This window comes from Micromonospora sp. H33 (genome assembly GCF_052068455.1).
In the GTDB taxonomy this organism is placed as follows: Bacteria; Actinomycetota; Actinomycetes; order Mycobacteriales; family Micromonosporaceae; genus Micromonospora.
Map to the genome: position 1 here is coordinate 237480 of NZ_JBQHDE010000003.1, position 19703 is coordinate 257182.

Sequence of the window (19703 nt, forward strand, 5' to 3'; positions counted from 1 at the left end):
TCAGAGGTCGCCGGTGGGGGCGAAGCGCAGCACGTTCCAGGACACGGCCGGCAGCAGCACGGAGGACCGGCCGCCGTCGGTGGTGGGGGTGTTCATCTGCCGGGGCGTGACCCGCTCGGGCTCCGCCTCGGTGTTCGTCGCCGTCGGGTCGTCCCCGGCGGCGAGGCTGATGTGGTCCAGCCCGCGCAGGCCGGGCAGCCCGCGCAGGTCGAGGTCCAGGGGCAGGTCCGTCTCGCCCCGGTTCACCGCGAAGACCGTGAGGACTCCGGTCTCCTCGTCGTGCACGGCGACCGTGTCCAGCACCGGGACCTCGCCGTACTTCCTGGTCTCGTACGTGGGCGAGACCGGTTCGGTCCGCAGCACGGTGCCGCGCGCGTACCGGGCGGTCAGCGCGAAGGGGTGGAAGATGCTCTGCCGCCAGGCGGGTCCGCCGGTGCGCGTCCGGATCGGGGCGATCACGTTGGCGAGCTGGGCCTGGCAGGCGACACCCACCCGGTCGGCGTGCCGGAGCAGGGTGATCAGCAGGTCGCCGACCACCACCGCGTCCACGGCGGTGAAGTCGTCCTCGATCAGCGCCGGGGCCTCGACCCAGCCGCGCCGGTCCAGGTCGGCCTGGAGACGGGACTCGTACCAGACGTTCCACTCGTCGAAGGAGATCTTGAGCTTGCGCCGGTGGCGCTGCTTCGCCGCCACGTGGTCGGCGGTGGCCACCACGTCCCGGATGAAGTTGTCCATGTCGACGGCGGAGGCGAGGAGGCTCGCCCGGTCCCCGTCGGACGGGTCGTAGTAGGTGTGCGCGGAGATGTAGTCGACGTGCTCGTACGTGTGCTCCAGCACCGTCGCCTCCCAGGAGGCGAAGGTCGGCATCCGCCGGTTGGAGCTGCCGCAGGCCACCAGGCTGATCGACGGGTCGATCATCTTCATCGCGCGGGCGGTCTCGGCGGCGAGGCGGCCGTACTCGTCGGCGGTCTTGTGGCCCACCTGCCACGGCCCGTCCAGCTCGTTGCCGAGGCACCAGAGCCGCACCCCGTACGGCTCCTCGGCGCCGTGCTTGCGGCGCAGGTCCGACAGTTGGGTGCCGCCCGGGTGGTTCGTGTACTCCAGAAGGTCGAGCGCCTCCCGCACGCCCCGGGTGCCGAGGTTGACCGCCATCATCGGCTCGACGCCCGCCTCGGCGGCCCAGGTCATGAACTCGTCCAGCCCGAACGCGTTGGTCTCGATCGTCTTCCAGGCCAGGTCGAGCCGGCGCGGCCGGTCGCCGACCGGGCCGACCCCGTCCTCCCAGCGGTAGCCGGAGACGAAGTTGCCGCCGGGGTAGCGGACCACGGAGACGCCCAGCTCCCGGGTCAGCGCCAGAACGTCGCCACGCAGCCCCCGGGCGTCGGCGGTGGGGTGGCCGGGCTCGTAGACCCCGCCGTACACGCAGCGGCCCATGTGCTCGACGAAGGAGCCGAAGAGCCGGCGGTCCGCCGGGCCGATTGTGAAGGCCGGATCGATCGTGAGCTGCGCGGTCCGCAAGGGGGTGCCACCTTTCCTGTTGCCGAGCCGGGTGATCCCGATCACCCGTCCTGCTTGCTTTCTACAACGTTGTAAGCAACGTTGTAAAGAGGTCGTGACTCGCCCGTGACGCGGTAGAGTGCGGGCCAGCGTCTCCCGGGAGGAAGTAGTGCGGCACAGGCTCAAGGACGTTGCGGAGCGGGCCGGCGTGTCGGTGAAGACCGTCTCGAACGTGGTCAACGGCTACGTGCACGTCCGGCCGGACACCCGGGCGCGGGTCGAGGAGGCGATCGCCGAGCTGAACTACCGGCCCAACCTGTCCGCCCGCAACCTGCGCAAGGGGCGTACCGGGGTGATCGCCCTGGCCGTCCCCGAGCTGGACATCCCGTACTTCGCCGAGTTGGCCCGGCACGTCGTCACCGCCGCCGCCGAGCTCGGTTGGACGGTCCTGATCGACCAGACCGGCGGCGGTCGCGAGCAGGAACGGGTCGCCGCCGCCGGCATCGGCGACCACATGCTCGACGGCCTGATCTTCAGCCCGCTCGCGCTCACCGCCGACGACCTGGCCGGCCTGGACGGCACCCCGATGGTGCTGCTCGGCGAACGCGTCGACCACGGCCCCGCCGACCACGTGGGGATCGACAACGTGGCCGCCGCCCGGGCGATGACCGCCCACCTGATCGGGCTCGGCCGCCGCCGGGTCGCCGCGATCGGGTCGCAGCGCACCCCCGAGGGCGCCAGCGCCCGGCTCCGGCTCGCCGGCTACGCCGCCGCGCTCGCCGACGCGGGCATCGCGTACGACGAGTCGCTGGTGGCGCCCGCGCCGGCCTGGCACCGCGCGGAGGGTGCGGCCGCGATGCGGTCCCTGTTGACCTCCGGGGTACGCCCCGACGCCGTCTTCTGCTTCAACGACACCCTCGCCCTCGGCGCCCTGCGGGCCCTGCACGAGGCCGGCCTGCGCGTGCCCGAGGACGTCGCGGTGGCCGGCTTCGACGACATCGAGGACGGCCGCTTCTCCATCCCCACCCTGACCACCATCGCCCCGGACAAGGAACGGATCGCCCGCCTGGCGGTCGACCTCCTCGCCAACCGCCTGGCCGGCGACCGCGCAGCCCCCCCACGCGAACTCCCCGCCCCCTGGACCCTGCTCCCCCGCGAGTCCACAACCCCACCCCGGGGCTAGCTCCGGTTGATCATGAAGTTATAGCGCCGACACGCCGATGCGGGAGGCAATAACTTCATGATCGACGCGCAAGGGGTCAGGCGAAGAAGCGGGCCAGGTGGGACGGGGACGGGCCGTCGGCCCCGGGTGGGAGGGGGGTCAGGTCGGCGAAGATGCTCGCGCCGTCGCAGCCGGCGTGCAGCGGGTACCAGCGCGGGGTGCCGGGTGGGCGCTGCACGCAGATGCCCTTGATGGTCTGGACGTCGAGCAGCCGGACGTGGGTGGGGTCGGCGACCGCGTTGACGTGCCCCCACCAGGGGCTCATCACGTGCAGGACGCCGCCCGGCCGCAGCACCCGGTGCGCCTCGTCGACCAGCGGCAGGAAGTCGATCAGGTGCTCCAGGATGTGGACGGCGAAGAGCACGTCCACCGAGTCGTCGGCCAGCGGCAGCGAACTCGACAGGTCCGCGACCGCGTCCACGCCCGGCGCCGGGAAGATGTCCAGCCCCAGATTGCCCGGCCACTGCTTGGTCGGCCCGCACCCCAGGTCCACCACCACCGGATCCCGTCCGCCGACGCGGACCCGGCACCAGACGGCGAGGACCCCGGCGAGCCGGCCGACGCGGTCCCGCACCAGACGCAGGTCGTCCGGCTCGCCGACCTCCCCGGTCAGGTGAGCCACCCCCCGGTCGAAGCGCACCTCGACGGCGAGGTCCCGCAGGCGGTCGTCGTGCCGGGCCTGATCCGTCCAGGCTTCGGCGAGGAACTCGTCGACCGCCCGCAGCCGCTCGGCCGAGGGCGGGGTCAGTGCCAGCGCGACCATCGGCCCACCTCCGGCCGCCCGTTACCCACATCCCCGCCCGGTATGCCCCACCTTTCGGATCTGGGTGGGTGCTCGACTGCCCGGCGAGCGGGTGGATCGACTCCATGCCGCCGGCATCGCGCGTCCCGGGCGCCCGTACCGGCACGGCGTGCCGGCGGCATGGCGGGACCGGCCCGGGCGGGCGCCGGGGTCAGCCGGCGATGGTGCGACGGGGGCGGCCGACCGCGCGCATCCGCTGACGCGGCTGGGGAGTGGCCGCTTTGGGTCGCTTCAGGTGGTAGCGGTGGAGCTCGTTGTTGCCGGGCAGGGACGGGTCCTCGCTCATCGCGACCAGCTCCCAGCCCTGGTCACCGGCCCGGTTCAGGTGGGCCAGCGCGGTGTCACCGTACGGGGTGACGTCGACCATCGAGCCGTCCGGGCCGTACCAGACGAAGACGACCTCCCACCCGGTGTCGTTGGTGGCCGCCTGCCGACGGCGGACGAGCAGCGCGTACTCCCACTTGAGCATGGGCTCATTCTCACCCCGCGCGACCGGACCGGCACGGATCAGTCCTCGGCGATCCGTCCGGCGGTCACGCGCAGCCGCCGGTTGACGCTCACCACGTCGAGCATCCGCCGGTCGTGGGTGACCAGCAGCAGCGTGCCCGGGTAGCTGGCCAGCGCCGACTCCAACTGTTCGATCGCCGGCAGGTCGAGGTGGTTGGTCGGCTCGTCGAGCACCAGCAGGTTGACCCCGCGCCCCTGCAGCAGCGCCAGCGCCGCCCGGGTGCGCTCACCGGGGGAGAGGGTCGCCGCCGGCCGCAGCACGTGCGCCGCGCGCAGGCCGAACTTGGCCAGCAGCGTCCGCGCGTCGGCCGGCGACAGGTCCGGTACGGCCAGCCGGAAGGCGTCGAGCAGCGGTGCGTCGCCGAGGAACAGCCCGCGCGCCTGGTCCACCTCGCCGACGACGACACCGGGCCCGAGCGAGGACTGACCGGCGTCCAGCGGCAGCCGGCCCAGCAGGGCGGCGAGCAGCGTCGACTTGCCGGACCCGTTCGCCCCGGTGACGGCCACCCGGTCCGCCCAGTCGATCTGGAGGTTCACCGGCCCGAGGGTGAACGCGCCGCGGCGTACCACGGCGTCGCGGAGCGTGGCCACGACGGCGCCGGCGCGGGGCGCGGCGGTGATCTCCATGCGCAGCTCCCACTCCTTGCGCGGCTCCTCGACCACCTCCAGCCGTTCGATCAGCCGCTCGGTCTGCCGGGCCTTGGCCGCCTGCTTCTCGGTCGCCTCGGAGCGGAACTTGCGGCCGATCTTGTCGTTGTCGGTGGCCTTCCGGCGGGCGTTCTTGACGCCCTTCTCCATCCACGCCCGCTGGGTGCGGCCCCGTGCCTCCAGGCCGGCGCGGGTGTCGGCGTACTCCTCGTAGTCGGCGCGGGCGTGCCGCCGCGCGACCTCCCGCTCCTCCAGGTAGGCCGCGTAGCCGCCGCCGAAGTGGTTGACCTGCCGCTGGTGCAGGTCCAGCTCGAGCACGCGGGTCACGGTACGGGTCAGGAACTCCCGGTCGTGGCTGACCAGGACGGTGCCGGCGCGCAGCCCGGTGACGAACTCCTCCAGCCGTTCCAGCCCGGCCAGGTCCAGGTCGTTGGTGGGCTCGTCGAGGAGGAAGACGTCGTACCGGCTGAGCAGCAGCGACGCCAGCCCGGCCCGTGCCGCCTGGCCACCGGAGAGGCCGGTCATCTCGGCGTCGAGGGAGACGGCGAGGCCGAGGTCGGCGGCGACCTGCTCGGCGCGCTCGTCCAGGTCCGCCGCGCCGAGGGCGAGCCAGCGGTCCAGCGCCTCGGCGTACGCGTCGTCGGCGCCGGGCGCGCCCGCGGTCAGCGCCTCGGTGGCCGCGTCCAGCGCCGCCTGCGCCCCGGCCACCCCGGTGCGCCGGGCCAGGAAGTCGCGGACCCGCTCGCCGACCCGCCGCTCCGGCTCCTGCGGCAGGTGCCCGACGCTCGCGGTGGGCGGGCTGATCGTGACGCTCCCGGCCTCGACGGGCAGCAACCCGGCGAGCGTACGCAGCAACGTCGACTTCCCCGCGCCGTTCGCCCCAACCAGCCCGACCACGTCCCCCGGCGCGACCACCAGATCCAACCCGGCAAAAAGCTGCCGCTCCCCGTGCCCGGCGGCCAGCCCCTTGACAACCAACGTCCCACTCATCAGCCCGCAACCCTATCCGGCCCCCACCCTCCCCGCGATCTTGCACTTTGTGCCCGGACAAACAGGTGTGAAAGCGGCATAGGAGGGGCCGAAAGTGCATGATCGATGAGGGTGGTCCGGCGCGGACCGGGCACACTGCTCGGCGTGGTGACGACTCTGGCGATCGACTGCGGCGGGGGTGGGATCAAGGCGTCCGTTCTTGACGCCGCCGGGACCATGCGGGCGCGCGCGTTGCGCGTGCCGACGCCGTACCCTCTGCCGCCCGCGCTCTTCGTGAAGACGCTGCGCGACCTCGGCTCCCGGTTGCCGACGGCGGACCGCCTGACCGTGGGGATGCCGGGGATGATCCGGCACGGGGTGGTCGTGGCCACGCCGCACTACGTCACCCGCTCCGGCCCGCGCAGCCGCGTGGACCCGGGCCTGGTCGCCGAGTGGTCGGGGTACGACGCACGCAGCGTCCTCGCCGACGCGTTCGGGGTGCCGGCGCTGGTGCTCAACGACGCCGAGGTGCACGGGGCCGGGGTGGTCGCCGGCACCGGCTGCGAACTGGTGCTGACCCTCGGCACCGGGCTGGGCAGCGCCCTCTTCGACGGGGGCGTGCTCGCCCCGCACCTCGAGCTGTCCCACGCCCCGGTGCGCTGGGGCACCACGTACGACACGTACGTCGGCGAGGTCGAGCGGCGGCGGCTCGGGGACGCCTTCTGGTCGCGCCGGGTGCGGCAGGTGGTGGAGGGGCTGCGGCCGGTGTTCCGGTGGGACCGGCTCTACCTGGGCGGGGGCAACTCTCGGTTGATCCGCCCCGAGCAGTTGACCCGGATGGGCGACGATGTGGTGGTGGTGCCGAACACGGCGGGCATCGTCGGCGGCGTCCGCGCCTGGGATCTCGCCCTCGCCCGGTCGGTCTGATCGACGCAATTCCCATCCGGGGGAACAGTCGCGGCACGGCTGATGTTGTGCCAGCGTCGGTGGAGTGACGAGGTGACACGAGGGGGTGGGTCGAATGGATCTTCTGGCCGAGTACCGGCGGGCGACTCTGTTCTTCGAAGCCGGTGACCCGACCGGAGCGGCCCGGCTGCTCGAGCCGATCGTCGAGGCCGAGCCCGGCAACGCCGCCGTGCGGCAGTTGCTGGCCCGGGCGTACTTCCAGTCGGCCCAGCTCAACCGGGCCGAGGAGCAGCTTCGCGAACTGGTCGACCGGGACCCCAGCGACCATTACGCCCACCACGTGCTGGGCCGGACGCTGGAGCGCCTGAACCGGCCGGCCGACGCGCTGCGGCACCTGCGCATCGCGGCGGCCATGCACCACGGCAACGACGACTACCAGGCGGCGCTGCGCCGGGTGGAGACCCGGGTCGGCCGCTGAACGCGCACGACGGGGCAGCCCTTCCGGGGGCTGCCCGTCGTCGTCTCCGCCCCCGATCAGGCCGGGAGGCGGTAGACGGACACGTGGGACCGGCAGTCCGCCGTGAACTCCGCCCCGGTCCAGTCGGCGTGCCGGCTCTCCAGCTCGAAGCCGGCCAGTTGGGCCATGAGGTCCAGCTCCGCCGGCCAGATGTACCGGTGGGGGCTCAGGGAGACACGGGCCTGGCCGTCCTGGTCGTACCGGACGTGGTGCGACACGGCTCGCTGGTGGAGCACGTCGTAGGTGTCCAGGCCGATGTAGCCCGGTTCGTAGTGCCAGACCGTGGCCTGCTGGCCGGGCGGGAGCTTGCGTAGCTCCGGCACCCAGAGTTCGATCACGAACCGGCCGCCGGGCGCGAGGTGCCGGGCGGCGTTGCGGAAGCAGGCGACCTGCTCGGCCTGGGTCTGCAGGTTCGAGATCGTGTTGTAGACGAGGTACACGAGCGTGTACGTCCCCGGGGCGACGGCGACCGCCATGTCGCCCCGGACCACCGGGATCCGCTCCTCGTCCACCTTCGTCCGCAGCTCATCGATCATCGGGCCGGACAGTTCGATGCCCGTGACGGGTACGCCCCGCTCGGCGAGCGGAACCGCGACCCGCCCGGTGCCGATGGCGAACTCGAGGACCCGGCCACCCTCCGCCAGGGCGGCGAGCCGGTCCACGGTCGGTTCCAGCACCTCGGGCGCGAACATGCCCGTGCCCGGTGTGTCGTAGCGCCGCGCGGCGTCGGCGTTCCAGAGGTCCTCCTGTCGCATCCCCCGACGATGGTCAGGGACGGAAGCGGCGTCCAGCGATTTCCGGCGCACCGGCCGTCCGGGCGTACCCCGACCTACCATGGGCAGCCATGGAACCCGACCCGGCGGAGGCCCGGCCGTGAAGCTCAAGCTGGACCTGCACGACATCTACAACAAGGGCACCGACATCGAGCGTGCCCTGCGCGGGATCATGGACGAGGCGGTCGCGAAGAAGGCGACCCTCGTGGAGATCATCCCCGGCAAGGGTTCCGGCCAGCTGAAGAAGCGCGTGCTGCGGTTCCTGGACCAGAAGGACGTCAAGGCGCTCTACCACCGGGTCGAGAAGGACTCGAAGAACTTCGGCCGCCTCTTCGTCCACTTCCGCTGGAAGTGAGGCGGGCCGCCCCGAGCAGGGCGGCCCGTCCCCCTCAGAACGGGTACGTGCGGGCGACGGCCAGCATCTCCGAGCTGTGCGAGCCCACGATCCCGACGCCCGGCGGGCGGGGTCGGAAGCCGGGGAGCGCGTCCAGGCCGTCGCTGGCGTCCATCGCCCGGAACGCCACCTGGCCCGCCTTCGGCGTCACCGTCAGCGTCACCTCGATGCCCTCGGCCGGCGGGGCGTGGAAGACCACCCCGAAGCCCCAGCGGCCCGGGCGCGGCGTGACCGGCACGGACCGGCCCGACACCTCGGCCCGCAACACCGTCGCCGTCCCCGTGTCCACATGCAGCGCGGCCAGGCGGACCGGCCGCTGCGGCGTGAGCCGCAGTCGCAGCGTGCGTTCGGTGCCGGCGGTGCTGTCGGCGAGCACGTCCAGCATCGGCGCGGGCAGGCCCGCCGCCTGCGCCGGGCCGGCCAGCAGCTCCTCGTCACCGAAGACGGGGAACTCGTCGGCGACGGAGACCCGGTCGCCGTCCACGTACCCGTCGGTCCACGGCTGCGGCTCGGCCTCGTGGCTGAGCCAGCGGGCCTGGCCGGTGCCGGCGTCGAGCGCGTACATCAGGTGGGTCGGCGTGGGGTGCGCGGCGTCGAACCGGTCGACGGCGAGCCCGACCCCGGCAAAGACCACCGCCGCGAGCGCCGCGGCGGCGGCCGGCAGCGCGCCGAGCCGGCGGGCCCGGAGTGCGACCATCCCGCGCTGGCCGCCGGCCTGCGGGTGCAGCAGGTCGACCACGGGCAGTGCGGCCAGGCCGAGCAGCACCGCCACGAGCGCGGCGACGCCGCCCATCGCCATGCCGAGCGCGGGGAAGAGCAGCACGACGGTGGGCAGCAGGACCACCACGGCCACCGCGCCGGCCAGGGTCACCGCGACCACCGGCACCGGCCCGTCGATCCGGGCGAGCAGCGCGACCAGCCCGGCCAGGGCGCCGGCCAGGGCCGGCAGGGTCACCAGGTACGCCCCGCCGGGCACCAGCACGGCGAGCAGCACCCCGATCAGGGCCAGCCACCCGAGCGCGCCGATCGCCAGCGCGGCCGGGCCGACGTGGCGGCGGGTGAGCGCGTACCAGGCGAACAGCACCGCCGCGGCGAGCGCCACCACCGCCAGCCGGTACCACGTCGGCCGGTACGGATCGAGCAGCTCGGTGTAGCCGGGGCGCGCCGCGGCGATCCCCGCCCAGAGCAGGGTCGCGCCGACCGGGGCGACCACCAGCGGCACGAGCGCGAGGCCGAAGCCGGCGGCCAGCCGGCCGGCGGTCACCCGGCCGCGGCGCCGGGCGAGCCAGCCGAGCGCGACCACGCCGGCGAGCGCGACCAGCGCCAGCGGCAGCACCAGCCAGCCCGGGTAGCGGACCAGCCCGCCGGGGACGGGGAAGTACGTGGCGTCGTGCCCGGCGTCGAGTGTCGCCAGGTCGACCCGGCCGAACTCGCGGGCCAGGCCGAGCGCGTTGTCGCCGTGGTGCTGGAGGCTCGCCCGGTCCATCCTGGCCGGCGTGTCCAGCGGGGTGTGGTAGATCGCCCCGCCGTCGATGTACGCCGAGTTGAGACCCACGAAGCCGGCCTCGGCGAGGAAGGCGGTGAAGTCGGTGTCGTTCGGCAGGGCGCGGTAGATCTCGACCGCGAACGAGGTGCCCACCGGGTGCGGCGCGGCCCGGCCGAAGGCGTCGACCAGGGCGGCGTTCCGCTCCGACGTCTCGAACATGATCACCGGCCCGGTCGAGCCCCGCGCCTCCAGGTTGAGCACGACGCCGCCGTCCGCGGCGAGCGGGTGGCTCGACGCGAACGCGGACGCGCCGCACAGGCACGCCTCCTCGGCGTCGGTGAGCACGAACACGACGTCGTTGCGGGGCCGCGACCCGGCGGTGAGGGCCCGGGCCACCTCCAGGACGGCCGACGTGCCGGCGGCGTCGTCGTTGCCGCCCGGCCCGACCTGGACCGAGTCGTAGTGCGCGACGAGGAAGATCTTGCCGGTCGGGTCGGTGCCGGGGAGGCGGGCCACCACGTTGCGCACCCGGGCCAGGGTCGCGCCCCCGGCCGCGCCGCTGAGCTGGCCGGCCTCCGGGGCGACCGTGTCCTGCACCTCGGTCTCCAGGCCGAGGCCGCGCAGCGCCCCGACCAGGTGCTCGCGGACCTGGTCGTTGGCGGGGCTGCCGGCCACGTGGGTGCGGGCCGCGATGACCCGCACGTGCTCGTACGCCCGCCCGGCGCTGAACTCGCCGGGCGCCGCGTCGGCCGGGCGCGGCGCGGGGGTGCGCAGGTCGGCCAGGGTGAGGGCGCCGACCGCGACGAGCGCGACCAGCGCGGCCACGGCGGCCGCGAGGCGCGGGCGGGGACGGGCCAGCGCGCGGTCGGCGGCGAGGACGAGCGCCGCCGCGGCGGCCGACCGGCGCTTCATGGTCGGGATGGGAGGTACGCCCACGGGGACTCCTCGGGGGTGGGGGTGGCCCCATCCTGCACCTCGCCGGGCGCCGGCGGGACTCCCGGCACGGGCGGATCGGGAGGCAGACATGCCGGATTCGTCCGCTCTGAACCGTGATCGGGAGCATCGTGCGTCGAGCCGAGGCCGTCGTGTTGTGTGGGACCGTTGTCTAATACAGGATCAGCAGGGCACTCGGAAGGAGCCCGACATCACCAGCGATCTCCCGCGTCTCGCGGCGGTGGCCCGGCCGCACCGGGGGACCGGCCTGGCCGGTCCGTCCGTCGTGCCCCGGGCCGACCCGCTCGGCGGTCTCGGGCACCACGCGCGCGTGCCGCCGGGCGAGCGGCTGCGGGTGCTGCTGGTCGAGGACGACGAGGGCGACGCCTTCCTGGTCGGCGAGCTGCTCGCCGAGACCAACTCGGGCATCGACCTGCTGGTGGCGACCAGTCTGCAGGAGGCGCGCAAGCGGGTGATGGGCGTGGACTGCGTCCTGCTCGACCTCGGCCTGCCCGACGCGCAGGGCATCGACGGGCTGCGCCAGGTGCTGGACATGGCCAGCGGCGCGGCGGTGTGCGTGCTCACCGGCCGGTCCGACGAGCACCTCGGCATCGTCGCGGTGGCCGAGGGCGCGCAGGACTACCTGGTCAAGGGCCAGGTCGACGGTGTGCTGCTGACCCGCGCGCTGCGGTACGCGGTGGAGCGCAAGCGCGCCGACGAGAACGCCCGCCGGCTGCGCGAGGTGGAGCTGCGCCAGGCCGAGTCGGCCCGCCTGGAGCGCGGCCTGCTGCCGCAGCCGCTGATGTCGACCGACCAGGTCGCGGTGAACACCTTCTACCGGCCGGGCCGCCACGCCGCCCTGATCGGCGGCGACTTCTTCGACGTGGTGCAGACCCGCCCCGACCGCGTCGACCTGATCGTCGGCGACGTCTGCGGGCACGGAGTGGACGAGGCGGCGCTCGGCGTCGAGCTGCGGGTCGCCTGGCGGGCGCTGATCCTCGCCGGCGTGCCGGACGACGAGGTGCTGCCGGCGCTGGAGCAGGTGCTGATGAGCGAGCGCCGGCTCCAGGAGATCTTCGCAACCGTCGCCACCACCCGACTGCACCTGGACGCCAACCGGGCCACCGTGCGGCTGGCCGGGCACCCGCCGCCGCTGCTACTCAGCCGGGGGCGGGTCGCGTCCGTCCCGGCGCCCGGCGGGCTGCTGCTCGGCGTACGGCCCCGCCGGCCGGTCGCGTACGACCTGGAGTTCGACACCGAGGACTGGTCCCTCCTGATGTACACCGACGGCCTGATCGAGGGGCGCGTGGGCGAGGGCGACGAGCGCCTGGACGTCGACGGCCTGGCGGGCCTGCTCGCCGACCCGTCCACCTCCGGCGTGCCCCTGCCCGAGCTGCCGGCCTGGCTCGTCGGGCGGGCCGAGCAGCTCAACGGCGGCCCGCTGGCCGACGACGTCGCCATGCTGCTGGTCACCCGGGGCGGTGGCCGGTGACGACCGGGGCCCGGGGCTGGACGCTCCGCCGCCGCGTGGTCGCGCTGCTCGCCGTGGCCGGCGTACTGCTGGGCATCCTGGTCGCCGCCGTCATCGTGGTGGCGGCGCAGAACCGCCAGTACGCCCATGAGGTGCTGGACCGGTGGGGCCCGCTGCGCGCGCAGTCCCAGGAGCTGCTCGCGGTCCTGGTCAACCAGGAGACCGCGGTCCGCGGGTACGCGGTCACCGGCGATCGGGCGAACCTGACGCCGTACACGACGAGCCTGGACCGCGAGCAGGACCTCTACCAGGCGATGCGGTCGTTGATCAGCCCGTACCCGGATCTGGCCCGCCAGTTGGACACGGTGGAGGCCGGCGCGGCCGCCTGGCGCGCCACCGTCGCCGAACCGGTCATCCAGGCCACCAACCAGGGCGGGACGGCGGCCGGTCAGGTGCTGATCGGCGACCAGAGCCGGCAGCGCTTCGACGCCATCCGCTCCTCGCTCGCCGCCCTCCAGGAGGGCATCCTGGCCGAGCGTGAGGAGGGCGCCCGGAACATCTACCGCACCAGCACGCTGGTGGTCGTGCTGCTGATCGTGGCGGCGCTGGTGGTCGTGGTCGCCGGCGTGGTGCTGCTGGTCTCGCTGGACCGGATCGTGGTCCGTCCGCTGACCGACCTGGCCGGGCAGGTCCGGGAGGTCGCCGAGGGTGACTACCGGCACCGGATCACCGGCTCCGGCCCCCCGGAGTTCCTCACCGTGGCGGGCGACGTGGACGCGATGCGGCAGAAGATCGCGAAGGAACTCGACGAGGTACGCGAGGCCCGCGAGCGGATCGAGTGGGTCAACAGCCAGCTCCAGAAGCAGGCCGAGGAGCTGACCCGCTCCAACCGCGACCTGGAGCAGTTCGCGTACGTCGCCTCGCACGACCTCCAGGAACCGCTGCGCAAGGTGGCGAGCTTCTGCCAGCTGCTCCAGCGCCGGTACGCGGGCCAGCTCGACGAGCGCGCCGACCAGTACATCGCGTTCGCGGTGGACGGGGCGCAGCGGATGCAGCGGCTCATCAACGACCTGCTCGCCTTCTCCCGGATCGGTCGGCTCACCACGGGCTTCACCGAGGTCGACCTCAACAAGGTGATGGGTGACGTGGCGGCGCAGACCGAGGCCGCCCGCCAGTACACCGACGGGGAGCTGACCTGGGGCGAGCTGCCGGTGATCCGGGGCGAGGAGCCCCTGCTGACGAACCTGCTGGCCAACCTGGTCAGCAACTCGATCAAGTTCCGTCGCCCGGACGTGCCGCCGAAGGTGCACGTGTCGGCCCGGCTGGTCGGCGACGAGTGGGAGATCAGCTGCGAGGACAACGGCATCGGGATCGAGCCGGAGTTCGCCGACAAGATCTTCGTCATCTTCCAGCGGCTGCACGCGAAGGACGCGTACCCGGGCACCGGCATCGGGCTGGCGATCGTCAAGAAGATCGTGGAGTACCACGGCGGCCGGGTCTGGGTCGACACCAGCCTTTCCGAGGGCACGGCGATCCGCTTCACGCTGCCCGCGCTGCCCGAGGACGTGCAGGCCGCCGCGGCCGGCGATGCCGCGGACGGCACGACCGCCGGGACGGAGGACGGGGCGGCCGACGGCGGGTCGGTGGACGACGGGCCGGCCGGCCGCGCGGACGGTGGACCGGCGGGGGACCCGGCGGACGGCGCGACCGGCGCCGGACCGGTGGACGGCGACGGCGACCGTGCCGGTACGGCGGACGGCCCCGACGGCCAACCGGGAAGCGGTAGAACGGGTGACATGAGGGAGACGGTGGGATGACCGTGCCGGCGGACGGCAACAGCCCGATCGAGGTGCTGCTGGTCGAGGACGACCCGGGCGACGTGCTGATGACCCAGGAGGCGTTCGAGGAGCACAAGCTCCGCAACCGTCTGACCGTGGTGTCCGACGGCGCCGAGGCCCTGGCGTACCTGCGGCGCGAGGGGCAGTACGCGGACGCGGTCCTGCCGGACCTGATCCTGCTCGACCTGAACCTGCCCCGCCGGGACGGGCGGGAGGTGCTCGAGGAGGTCAAGAAGGACGAGCAGCTCTGCCGGATCCCGGTCGTGGTGCTCACCACCTCCCAAGCCGACGAGGACATCCTGCGCAGCTACCAGCTCCACGCGAACGCGTACGTGACCAAGCCGGTGGACTTCGACCGGTTCATCTCGGTGGTGCGCCAGATCGACGAGTTCTTCGTCAGCGTGGTCAAGCTTCCGCCGCGTGGCTGACACCCTGCTCGACGACGTCGGTGGGCTGCTGCGCGAGGCGGCCGACCAGGCCGTGCTGCCGCTGTTCCGCAAGCTCGACGACGACGACGTCGCGGAGAAGGCCCCGGGCGACCTGGTCACGGTCGCCGATCGGGCGGCCGAGGAGCTGATCTCGGCGGGGCTGCGCCGCCTGCGGCCGGGATCGGTGGTGGTGGGCGAGGAGGCGGTCGCCGACGACCCGGGACTGCTGCGGCACCTGCGGGGATCGGGTGAGGTGTGGCTGGTCGACCCGGTCGACGGCACCGCGAACTTCGCGGCCGGCCGCCGCCCCTTCGCGCTGATGGTGGCGCTGCTGACCGACGGGGAGCCGGCCGCCGCGTGGGTGCTCGACCCGCTGGCGGACAACCTGGCGGTGGCGCGGACCGGCGAGGGGACGTACCTCGACGGGCGGCCCGTGCGGACGGCCGGTGTGGCCGCCGCGCCCGGTGGGCTGCGCGGCGCGGCGATGTCGCGCTTCCTGCCGTCCTCGGCCCGCGCCCGGGTGGAGGCCGGCGGTGAACGGCTGGGCGAGCTGCTCCCCGGCCAGCACTGCGCCGGCCGGGAGTACCTGGACGTGCTCACCGGCGACCAGCAGTTCGTGCTCTTCTGGCGCACCCTGCCGTGGGACCACGCGCCGGGCACCCTCCTGGTGCGGGCGGCCGGCGGCGTCGCCCGGCGGTTCGACGGCACCGAGTACCACCCGGCCGACGAGGGGCACGGTCTGCTCGTCGCGGCGAACGAGCGGGTCTGGTTCGAGGTGCGGGACGCGTTGCTCGGCGGAGCGTGACCGACACCACGACAGAGCGTCGATGTTCGATGGTTCGGCGGGTCGCGGGCCTGGTCAGCGGCGGACGGTCCGGTATCGTGTCCGGCGGTCTCCGCCAGCAGGCCGCCACCCGGCGCCGGCGGGACCGCCGCCGCGCAGTGGCACTGACGGGGGGCCGGCGGCCGACGGAAGGATGCGACTTGCGTACGACCCTGCCCCGCGGGCGTCGCGGCCCGCTGATCGCCCTCCTCGCCGCCGTGGCGCTGCTCCTCGGCGTCGGTGCGGTGCCCGCGTACGCGGAGCCCAACGAGGGCGGGACGAAGAAGCTGCGGGACGCCTTGGCGGCCACCGCCAAGGCGCACATCGAGGCGACGACCAAGCTGGAGAACTCCAAGCGGCGGCAGAAGGCGCTGACCGCGGAGGTGAAGGCCCTCGAGGTGCGCCTGGTGGACCTGACCGCCCAGGTGGGGGAGGTGGCGGCGCAGTCGTACCGGCTGGGCCGGCTCACCTCGGCTGCGATGCTGCTGGATAGCAAGTCGCCGGAGGTGTTCCTGGAGCGGGTGGCGAGCCTGGACACGATGGCTCAGCGCGACGGCCGGAAGGTGCGGGAGCTGACCGAGGCCCGGCAGGCGGCGCGGGACGCCAAGATCGCCATTGACGCCGAGGTCCGCGAGCAGACGAGGCAGGTCGCCGTGCTGAAGAAGAACAAGAAGGCGGCCGAGGCGGCGCTCGCCTCGGTCAGCTCCGGGGGCAGTTCCGGCTTCAGTGGCCTGTCGGCCAGCGCCAGACCGGCCCCGCGCAACTCGGACGGCTCCTGGCCGTCGGAGTCCTGCTCGGTGAACGACCCCACCACCTCGGGCTGCATCACCCCGCGCACGCTGCACATGCTCCAGCAGTCCAAGGCGGCCAACTACAAGCGGTACGTCTCCTGCTACCGCGGCGGCGGCGACGGCGAGCACCCGAAGGGGCGGGCCTGCGACTTCGCCGCCGCCAGCGGCGGGTTCGAGAACGTGTCCGCGACCGGCGGCGACAAGGCGTACGGCGACAGCCTGGCCGCGTACCTCAAGAACAACGCGAGCCGGCTCGGCGTGATGTACGTGATCTGGTATCGGCAGATCTGGATGCCGAACACCGGGTGGCGGTCGTACAGCGGCGGCGGCAGTCCCGCCGCCGACCACACAAACCATGTTCATGTTTCGATGTACTGACCCGGGCGGCCAGCTTCGCTGCGTACCATCGCGCGGGTGAACCCTGCATCGTCCGACGTCACGGTCCCGCCGGCCCGACCCGCGCCGGCGTCCGGCCGGGCCCTGCCCACCGGGCTCGCCGCGTTCCTGGTCTTCTTCTCCAGCGGCGCGGTCCTGGTGCTGGAGACCGCCGCGCTGCGCCTGGTCGGCCCGTACGTCGGGGTGACCCTCCAGGTGACCAGCTCGGTCATCGGCATCGCGCTGGCCGCCATCGCCTACGGGGCGTGGGCCGGCGGGTGGCTGGCCGACCGGCGGGACCCGCGTACCCTGCTGGCGCCGGCGCTGGTGCTGGCCGGCATCGCCACGGCGGTGACCCTGCCCGCGGTCCGTTACGCCGGTGAGGTGCTGCGGGGCGGGGCGGCCACCGCGATCCTCCTGCTCGTCGCGCTCGCGGTGTTCGTTCCGGCGATGCTGCTGTCGGCGGTCACCCCGATGGTGGTCAAGCTCCAGCTCGCCGACCTGCGCCGCACCGGCCAGGTCGTCGGCCGGCTCTCCTCGATCGGCACGCTGGGCGCCGTCACGGCCACCCTGGTCACCGGCTTCGTGCTGGTGGCGGCCCTGCCCAGCACCCTGATCCTGCTCGGCCTGGCGGTGTCCCTCGGGGTCACCGGGTTGGCTCTCGGCGTGTGGCTGCGCCGGGCCGCCGGCGCGCCGGTGACCGGTCCGGCGCGGGTGTCGGCGAGCCTGGCGGTGCTCGGCCTGGTCGGCGCCGGCCTCACCACCGTCGCGCCGAATCCGTGCGACATCGAGACCGCGTACCACTGCGCCCGGGTCGAGGCCGACCCCGGCCGGGAGACCGGGCGCACGCTGCTGCTCAACTCGGCGGAGCACTCGTACGTGGATCTGGTCGACCCGACCTACCTGGAGTACGCGTACACGAAGTGGATCGGCGCGGTGGCGGACGTGGCCGCCCCGGCCGGGCGGCGGTTCGACGCGCTGCACCTGGGCGGGGGCGGGTTCACCGTGCCGCGGTACCTGACCGCCACCCGCCCGGGCACCGACAACGTGGTGTTCGAGATCGACGGCGGGCTGGTCGAGTTGGGCGAGGAGAAGCTCGGCGTACGCCAGGGGCCGGACCTGCGCGCGGTGGTCGGCGACGCCCGGATGCTGGTCGCGGACGAGCCGGCGGACAGCCGCGACCTGGTGGTGGGGGACGCGTTCGGACACCTCGTGGTGCCCTGGCACCTTGCCACCCGTGAGATGGCCGCCGAGATCCGCCGGGTGACCCGCCCGGGCGGGGTGTATGTGCAGAACGTCATCGACTACCCGCCGATGCGCTTCATCCGCAGCGAGGTGGCCACCGTGGCGGCCGAGTTCCGGCACGTCGCGCTGATCGCCCCGCCGGCCGCGCTCGCCGGCACGGTGGGGTCGAACTTCCTCATCGTCGCGTCCGACGCCCCGCTGCCGCTGGAGGCGGTCCGGGCCCGGCTCGACCAGGTGGACCCGTCGGTCACCGTGCTCAGCGACGAGGCGCTGACCGACCACGTCGGCGACGCGCTGGTGCTGACCGACGACTACGCCCCGGTGGACCAACTGCTCGCCACCGCCTGATCGGGTGACATCGCGGCCCCATTCCGATTCGGAGGTGTAGCCGCCCCGGTCCCGGGCAACAACGATCCCCATGGGTGGAGAGTTCCGCGACGGCGCGCAATTGCTCGGTGACCGGTACCGGCTGATCGAACAGCTCGGTGCCGGTGGCATGTCCGTGGTCTGGCGGGGCTACGACGAGGTGCTCGGTCGCCAGGTGGCGGTCAAGGTGCTCGCCTCCCGGCTCGCCAGCGACCGTGCCTTCCGGCACCGGATCCGCGTCGAGGCCCAGGCCGCCGCCCGGCTGTGCCACCCCAACATCACCAACGTGTACGACTACGGCGAGTCCGAGCAGGTCGGGCTGACCGTGCCGTACGTGGTCATGGAACTGATCGACGGCGAGTCGCTGACCGGGCGGCTCCGGCGCGGTCACCTGCCCTGGCGGGAGGCGGTGACCGTCGGCGCGGAGGTGGCCTCGGCGCTGGCCACCGCGCACTCGCGCGGGGTGGTGCACCGCGACGTCACCCCCGGCAACATCATGCTGACCGCGACCGGCGTGAAGGTGGTCGACTTCGGCATCTCGGCGCTGGTGGGGGAGAAGGAGAAGGGCCCGGACGGAGCGCTGCTCGGCACGCCCGCGTACCTGGCCCCGGAGCGGCTGGACAACGGCGACGTCTCGCCGGCCACCGACGTGTACGCGGTGGGGCTGCTTCTCTACCGGATGCTCACCGGGCGGCTGCCCTGGGAGGCGAGCACCACCACGCAGATGCTGCGTGCGCACATGTACAACGACCCGGAGCCGATGCCGCCGGTGCCCGGGCTCCCCGACGAGGTCGCCGACCTGGTGCGCCGCTGCCTGACGAAGCGCCCCGAGGACCGGCCAGCCACCGCCGAGGTCGCGCGTACGCTCGCCGCGGCCGCCGGGATGATCTCCGCCGTGCCGGTCTCTCCGGCTCCGGGTGGCCTCGTCGACGCGACCACCGTGGCGAACCTCGGCACCACGATCCTGCCCTGGTCGACGGCGACGGACGCGCTGCCCTTCTCCCGGAGCCGCAACCGGCGCGCGATGACCCGGCGCCGACGCGTGGAGGCCGGGGTCGCCGCCGCGGGCCTGGTCGCGGTGACGGCCACGATGTGGGGGGTGACCTCCGGCAGTTCGGCGAGCGGCGGTGTCGACCAGCCGACCGAGGTGCGGATGGGCACGGAGGAGGACAAGGTCTCCTGCCAGGTGACGTACGCATTGCGCACCGACTCGGGCAAGGACTTCGCGGCCGAGGTGGCGCTCACCAACACCGGCGGCCGGGAGCTGCGCGACTGGCAACTCGCCTTCGCCTTCCCCGCCCAGCAGACGGTGACCAAGGCGTCGCCCGTGCCGGTCCGCCAGGAGGGCCGGACCGTCCACGTGCAGCCCGCGCCCCAGCGGGCCGCGCTGGCGCCCGGCGCGACCGAGAAGTTCACGCTCACCGGCCGCTACACCGGGGTCAACCCGTTACCGGTGGAGTTCCGCATCGCCGACGAGCTGTGCGGCGTCCAGGTCTCCGGGGTGGCCGGAACGGTGCCGAGCAGGGCTCCCGCCACCAAGGCGCCGGTCAAGAAGGCGCCGGTCAAGAAGGCCACCACCACCGCGCGGGACGGCGGCTCCTCCGGCACGGCAGTCACCCGCGCCAACTCCGGCAAGGGCAAGGGGGCAGGTGGTGGAAAAAAAGTCGTGGAAAGGGACGGGGACGATGATGACGACGACTGACCGCGGAGCG

Annotated in this window: 17 protein-coding genes; 11 read left to right on the top strand and 6 right to left on the bottom strand. The window is 73.7% G+C overall.

The features are described from left to right. Positions 1-1518: an arabinosylfuranosidase ArfA gene (gene arfA, locus ACTMS0_RS10290; protein WP_441155163.1), complete on the bottom strand. Its 1518-nt coding sequence runs from the start codon at positions 1516-1518 to the stop codon at positions 1-3. A gap of 148 nt (positions 1519-1666) precedes the next feature. On the opposite strand from arfA, the gene ACTMS0_RS10295 reads away from it, so the two are divergent. After that, complete coding sequence (locus ACTMS0_RS10295) at positions 1667-2680, top strand: LacI family DNA-binding transcriptional regulator (protein WP_441154918.1); 1014 nt, start codon at positions 1667-1669, stop codon at positions 2678-2680. 76 nt (positions 2681-2756) lie between these two features. Here the strand turns inward: ACTMS0_RS10295 and ACTMS0_RS10300 are convergent, their stop codons facing one another. From ACTMS0_RS10300 to ACTMS0_RS10310, 3 genes are all read right to left on the bottom strand, one after another. Continuing rightward, on the bottom strand, positions 2757-3482 hold the full coding sequence (locus tag ACTMS0_RS10300; protein WP_441154919.1) for a methyltransferase domain-containing protein: 726 nt from the start codon (positions 3480-3482) through the stop codon (positions 2757-2759). Positions 3483-3672: 190 nt separating this feature from the next. Then, positions 3673-3990 (bottom strand): hypothetical protein, encoded by a 318-nt coding sequence (locus ACTMS0_RS10305; protein ID WP_441154920.1) that lies wholly within the window; start codon positions 3988-3990, stop codon positions 3673-3675. Between the two features lie 38 nt (positions 3991-4028). Continuing rightward, positions 4029-5666 carry an ABC-F family ATP-binding cassette domain-containing protein gene (locus ACTMS0_RS10310; RefSeq protein WP_441154921.1) on the bottom strand — a complete coding sequence of 546 codons (1638 nt, stop codon included), beginning with the start codon at positions 5664-5666 and terminating at the stop codon, positions 4029-4031. A 144-nt stretch (positions 5667-5810) separates the two neighbouring features. On the opposite strand from ACTMS0_RS10310, the gene ACTMS0_RS10315 reads away from it, so the two are divergent. Continuing rightward, entirely contained in the window at positions 5811-6572 is a 762-nt protein-coding gene (locus ACTMS0_RS10315) for an ROK family protein (RefSeq protein WP_441154922.1), read from the top strand. Positions 6573-6666: 94 nt separating this feature from the next. Further along, complete coding sequence (locus ACTMS0_RS10320; protein WP_441154923.1) at positions 6667-7029, top strand: tetratricopeptide repeat protein; 363 nt, start codon at positions 6667-6669, stop codon at positions 7027-7029. Between the two features lie 56 nt (positions 7030-7085). On the opposite strand, the gene ACTMS0_RS10325 is transcribed toward ACTMS0_RS10320, so the two are convergent. Beyond that, positions 7086-7823 (bottom strand): class I SAM-dependent methyltransferase, encoded by a 738-nt coding sequence (locus ACTMS0_RS10325; protein WP_441154924.1) that lies wholly within the window; start codon positions 7821-7823, stop codon positions 7086-7088. A gap of 118 nt (positions 7824-7941) precedes the next feature. On the opposite strand from ACTMS0_RS10325, the gene ACTMS0_RS10330 reads away from it, so the two are divergent. Next, complete coding sequence (locus ACTMS0_RS10330; protein WP_350652564.1) at positions 7942-8196, top strand: Smr/MutS family protein; 255 nt, start codon at positions 7942-7944, stop codon at positions 8194-8196. Between the two features lie 34 nt (positions 8197-8230). Here ACTMS0_RS10330 and ACTMS0_RS10335 read toward each other — a convergent pair whose 3' ends face one another. Continuing rightward, positions 8231-10633, bottom strand: coding sequence for a M28 family peptidase (locus tag ACTMS0_RS10335; protein ID WP_441155164.1), 2403 nt, complete (start codon positions 10631-10633; stop codon positions 8231-8233). Positions 10634-10895: 262 nt separating this feature from the next. Between ACTMS0_RS10335 and ACTMS0_RS10340 the strand changes: the two genes are divergently transcribed. From ACTMS0_RS10340 to ACTMS0_RS10370, 7 genes are all read left to right on the top strand, one after another. Next, positions 10896-12146, top strand: a complete 1251-nt coding sequence (locus ACTMS0_RS10340; protein WP_441154925.1) for a PP2C family protein-serine/threonine phosphatase — start codon at positions 10896-10898, stop codon at positions 12144-12146. Further along, positions 12143-13942, top strand: a complete 1800-nt coding sequence (locus ACTMS0_RS10345) for an ATP-binding protein (RefSeq protein WP_441154926.1) — start codon at positions 12143-12145, stop codon at positions 13940-13942. Before ACTMS0_RS10340 ends, ACTMS0_RS10345 begins: the two co-directional genes overlap by 4 nt. Next, a complete protein-coding gene (locus ACTMS0_RS10350; protein ID WP_441154927.1) occupies positions 13939-14391 on the top strand; it encodes a response regulator in 453 nt (150 codons plus the stop codon). Before ACTMS0_RS10345 ends, ACTMS0_RS10350 begins: the two co-directional genes overlap by 4 nt. Continuing rightward, the gene (locus tag ACTMS0_RS10355) at positions 14384-15196 is read left to right on the top strand and encodes an inositol monophosphatase family protein (protein WP_441154928.1); all 813 of its coding nucleotides are present in this window, start codon (positions 14384-14386) and stop codon (positions 15194-15196) included. The genes ACTMS0_RS10350 and ACTMS0_RS10355 overlap by 8 nt, the downstream gene beginning before the upstream one ends. A gap of 179 nt (positions 15197-15375) precedes the next feature. After that, positions 15376-16383 carry a coiled-coil domain-containing protein gene (locus tag ACTMS0_RS10360; protein WP_441154929.1) on the top strand — a complete coding sequence of 336 codons (1008 nt, stop codon included), beginning with the start codon at positions 15376-15378 and terminating at the stop codon, positions 16381-16383. Between the two features lie 36 nt (positions 16384-16419). Continuing rightward, the gene (locus ACTMS0_RS10365) at positions 16420-17973 is read left to right on the top strand and encodes a fused MFS/spermidine synthase (RefSeq protein ID WP_441154930.1); all 1554 of its coding nucleotides are present in this window, start codon (positions 16420-16422) and stop codon (positions 17971-17973) included. 70 nt (positions 17974-18043) lie between these two features. Continuing rightward, entirely contained in the window at positions 18044-19693 is a 1650-nt protein-coding gene (locus ACTMS0_RS10370; RefSeq protein ID WP_441154931.1) for a serine/threonine-protein kinase, read from the top strand. Positions 19694-19703: the final 10 nt, after the last annotated feature.

What these genes read in the sequence shown, in the direction of transcription:
- ACTMS0_RS10305 (WP_441154920.1), bottom strand. Translation starts at nt 3,990, where the DNA reads ATGCTCAAGTGGGAGTACGCGCTGCTCGTCCGCCGTCGGCAGGCGGCC.
- ACTMS0_RS10370 (WP_441154931.1), top strand. Translation starts at nt 18,044, where the DNA reads ATGGGTGGAGAGTTCCGCGACGGCGCGCAATTGCTCGGTGACCGGTAC.
- ACTMS0_RS10350 (WP_441154927.1), top strand. Translation starts at nt 13,939, where the DNA reads ATGACCGTGCCGGCGGACGGCAACAGCCCGATCGAGGTGCTGCTGGTC.
- ACTMS0_RS10300 (WP_441154919.1), bottom strand. Translation starts at nt 3,482, where the DNA reads ATGGTCGCGCTGGCACTGACCCCGCCCTCGGCCGAGCGGCTGCGGGCG.
- ACTMS0_RS10325 (WP_441154924.1), bottom strand. Translation starts at nt 7,823, where the DNA reads ATGCGACAGGAGGACCTCTGGAACGCCGACGCCGCGCGGCGCTACGAC.
- ACTMS0_RS10320 (WP_441154923.1), top strand. Translation starts at nt 6,667, where the DNA reads ATGGATCTTCTGGCCGAGTACCGGCGGGCGACTCTGTTCTTCGAAGCC.
- ACTMS0_RS10310 (WP_441154921.1), bottom strand. Translation starts at nt 5,666, where the DNA reads ATGAGTGGGACGTTGGTTGTCAAGGGGCTGGCCGCCGGGCACGGGGAG.
- ACTMS0_RS10335 (WP_441155164.1), bottom strand. Translation starts at nt 10,633, where the DNA reads ATGAAGCGCCGGTCGGCCGCCGCGGCGGCGCTCGTCCTCGCCGCCGAC.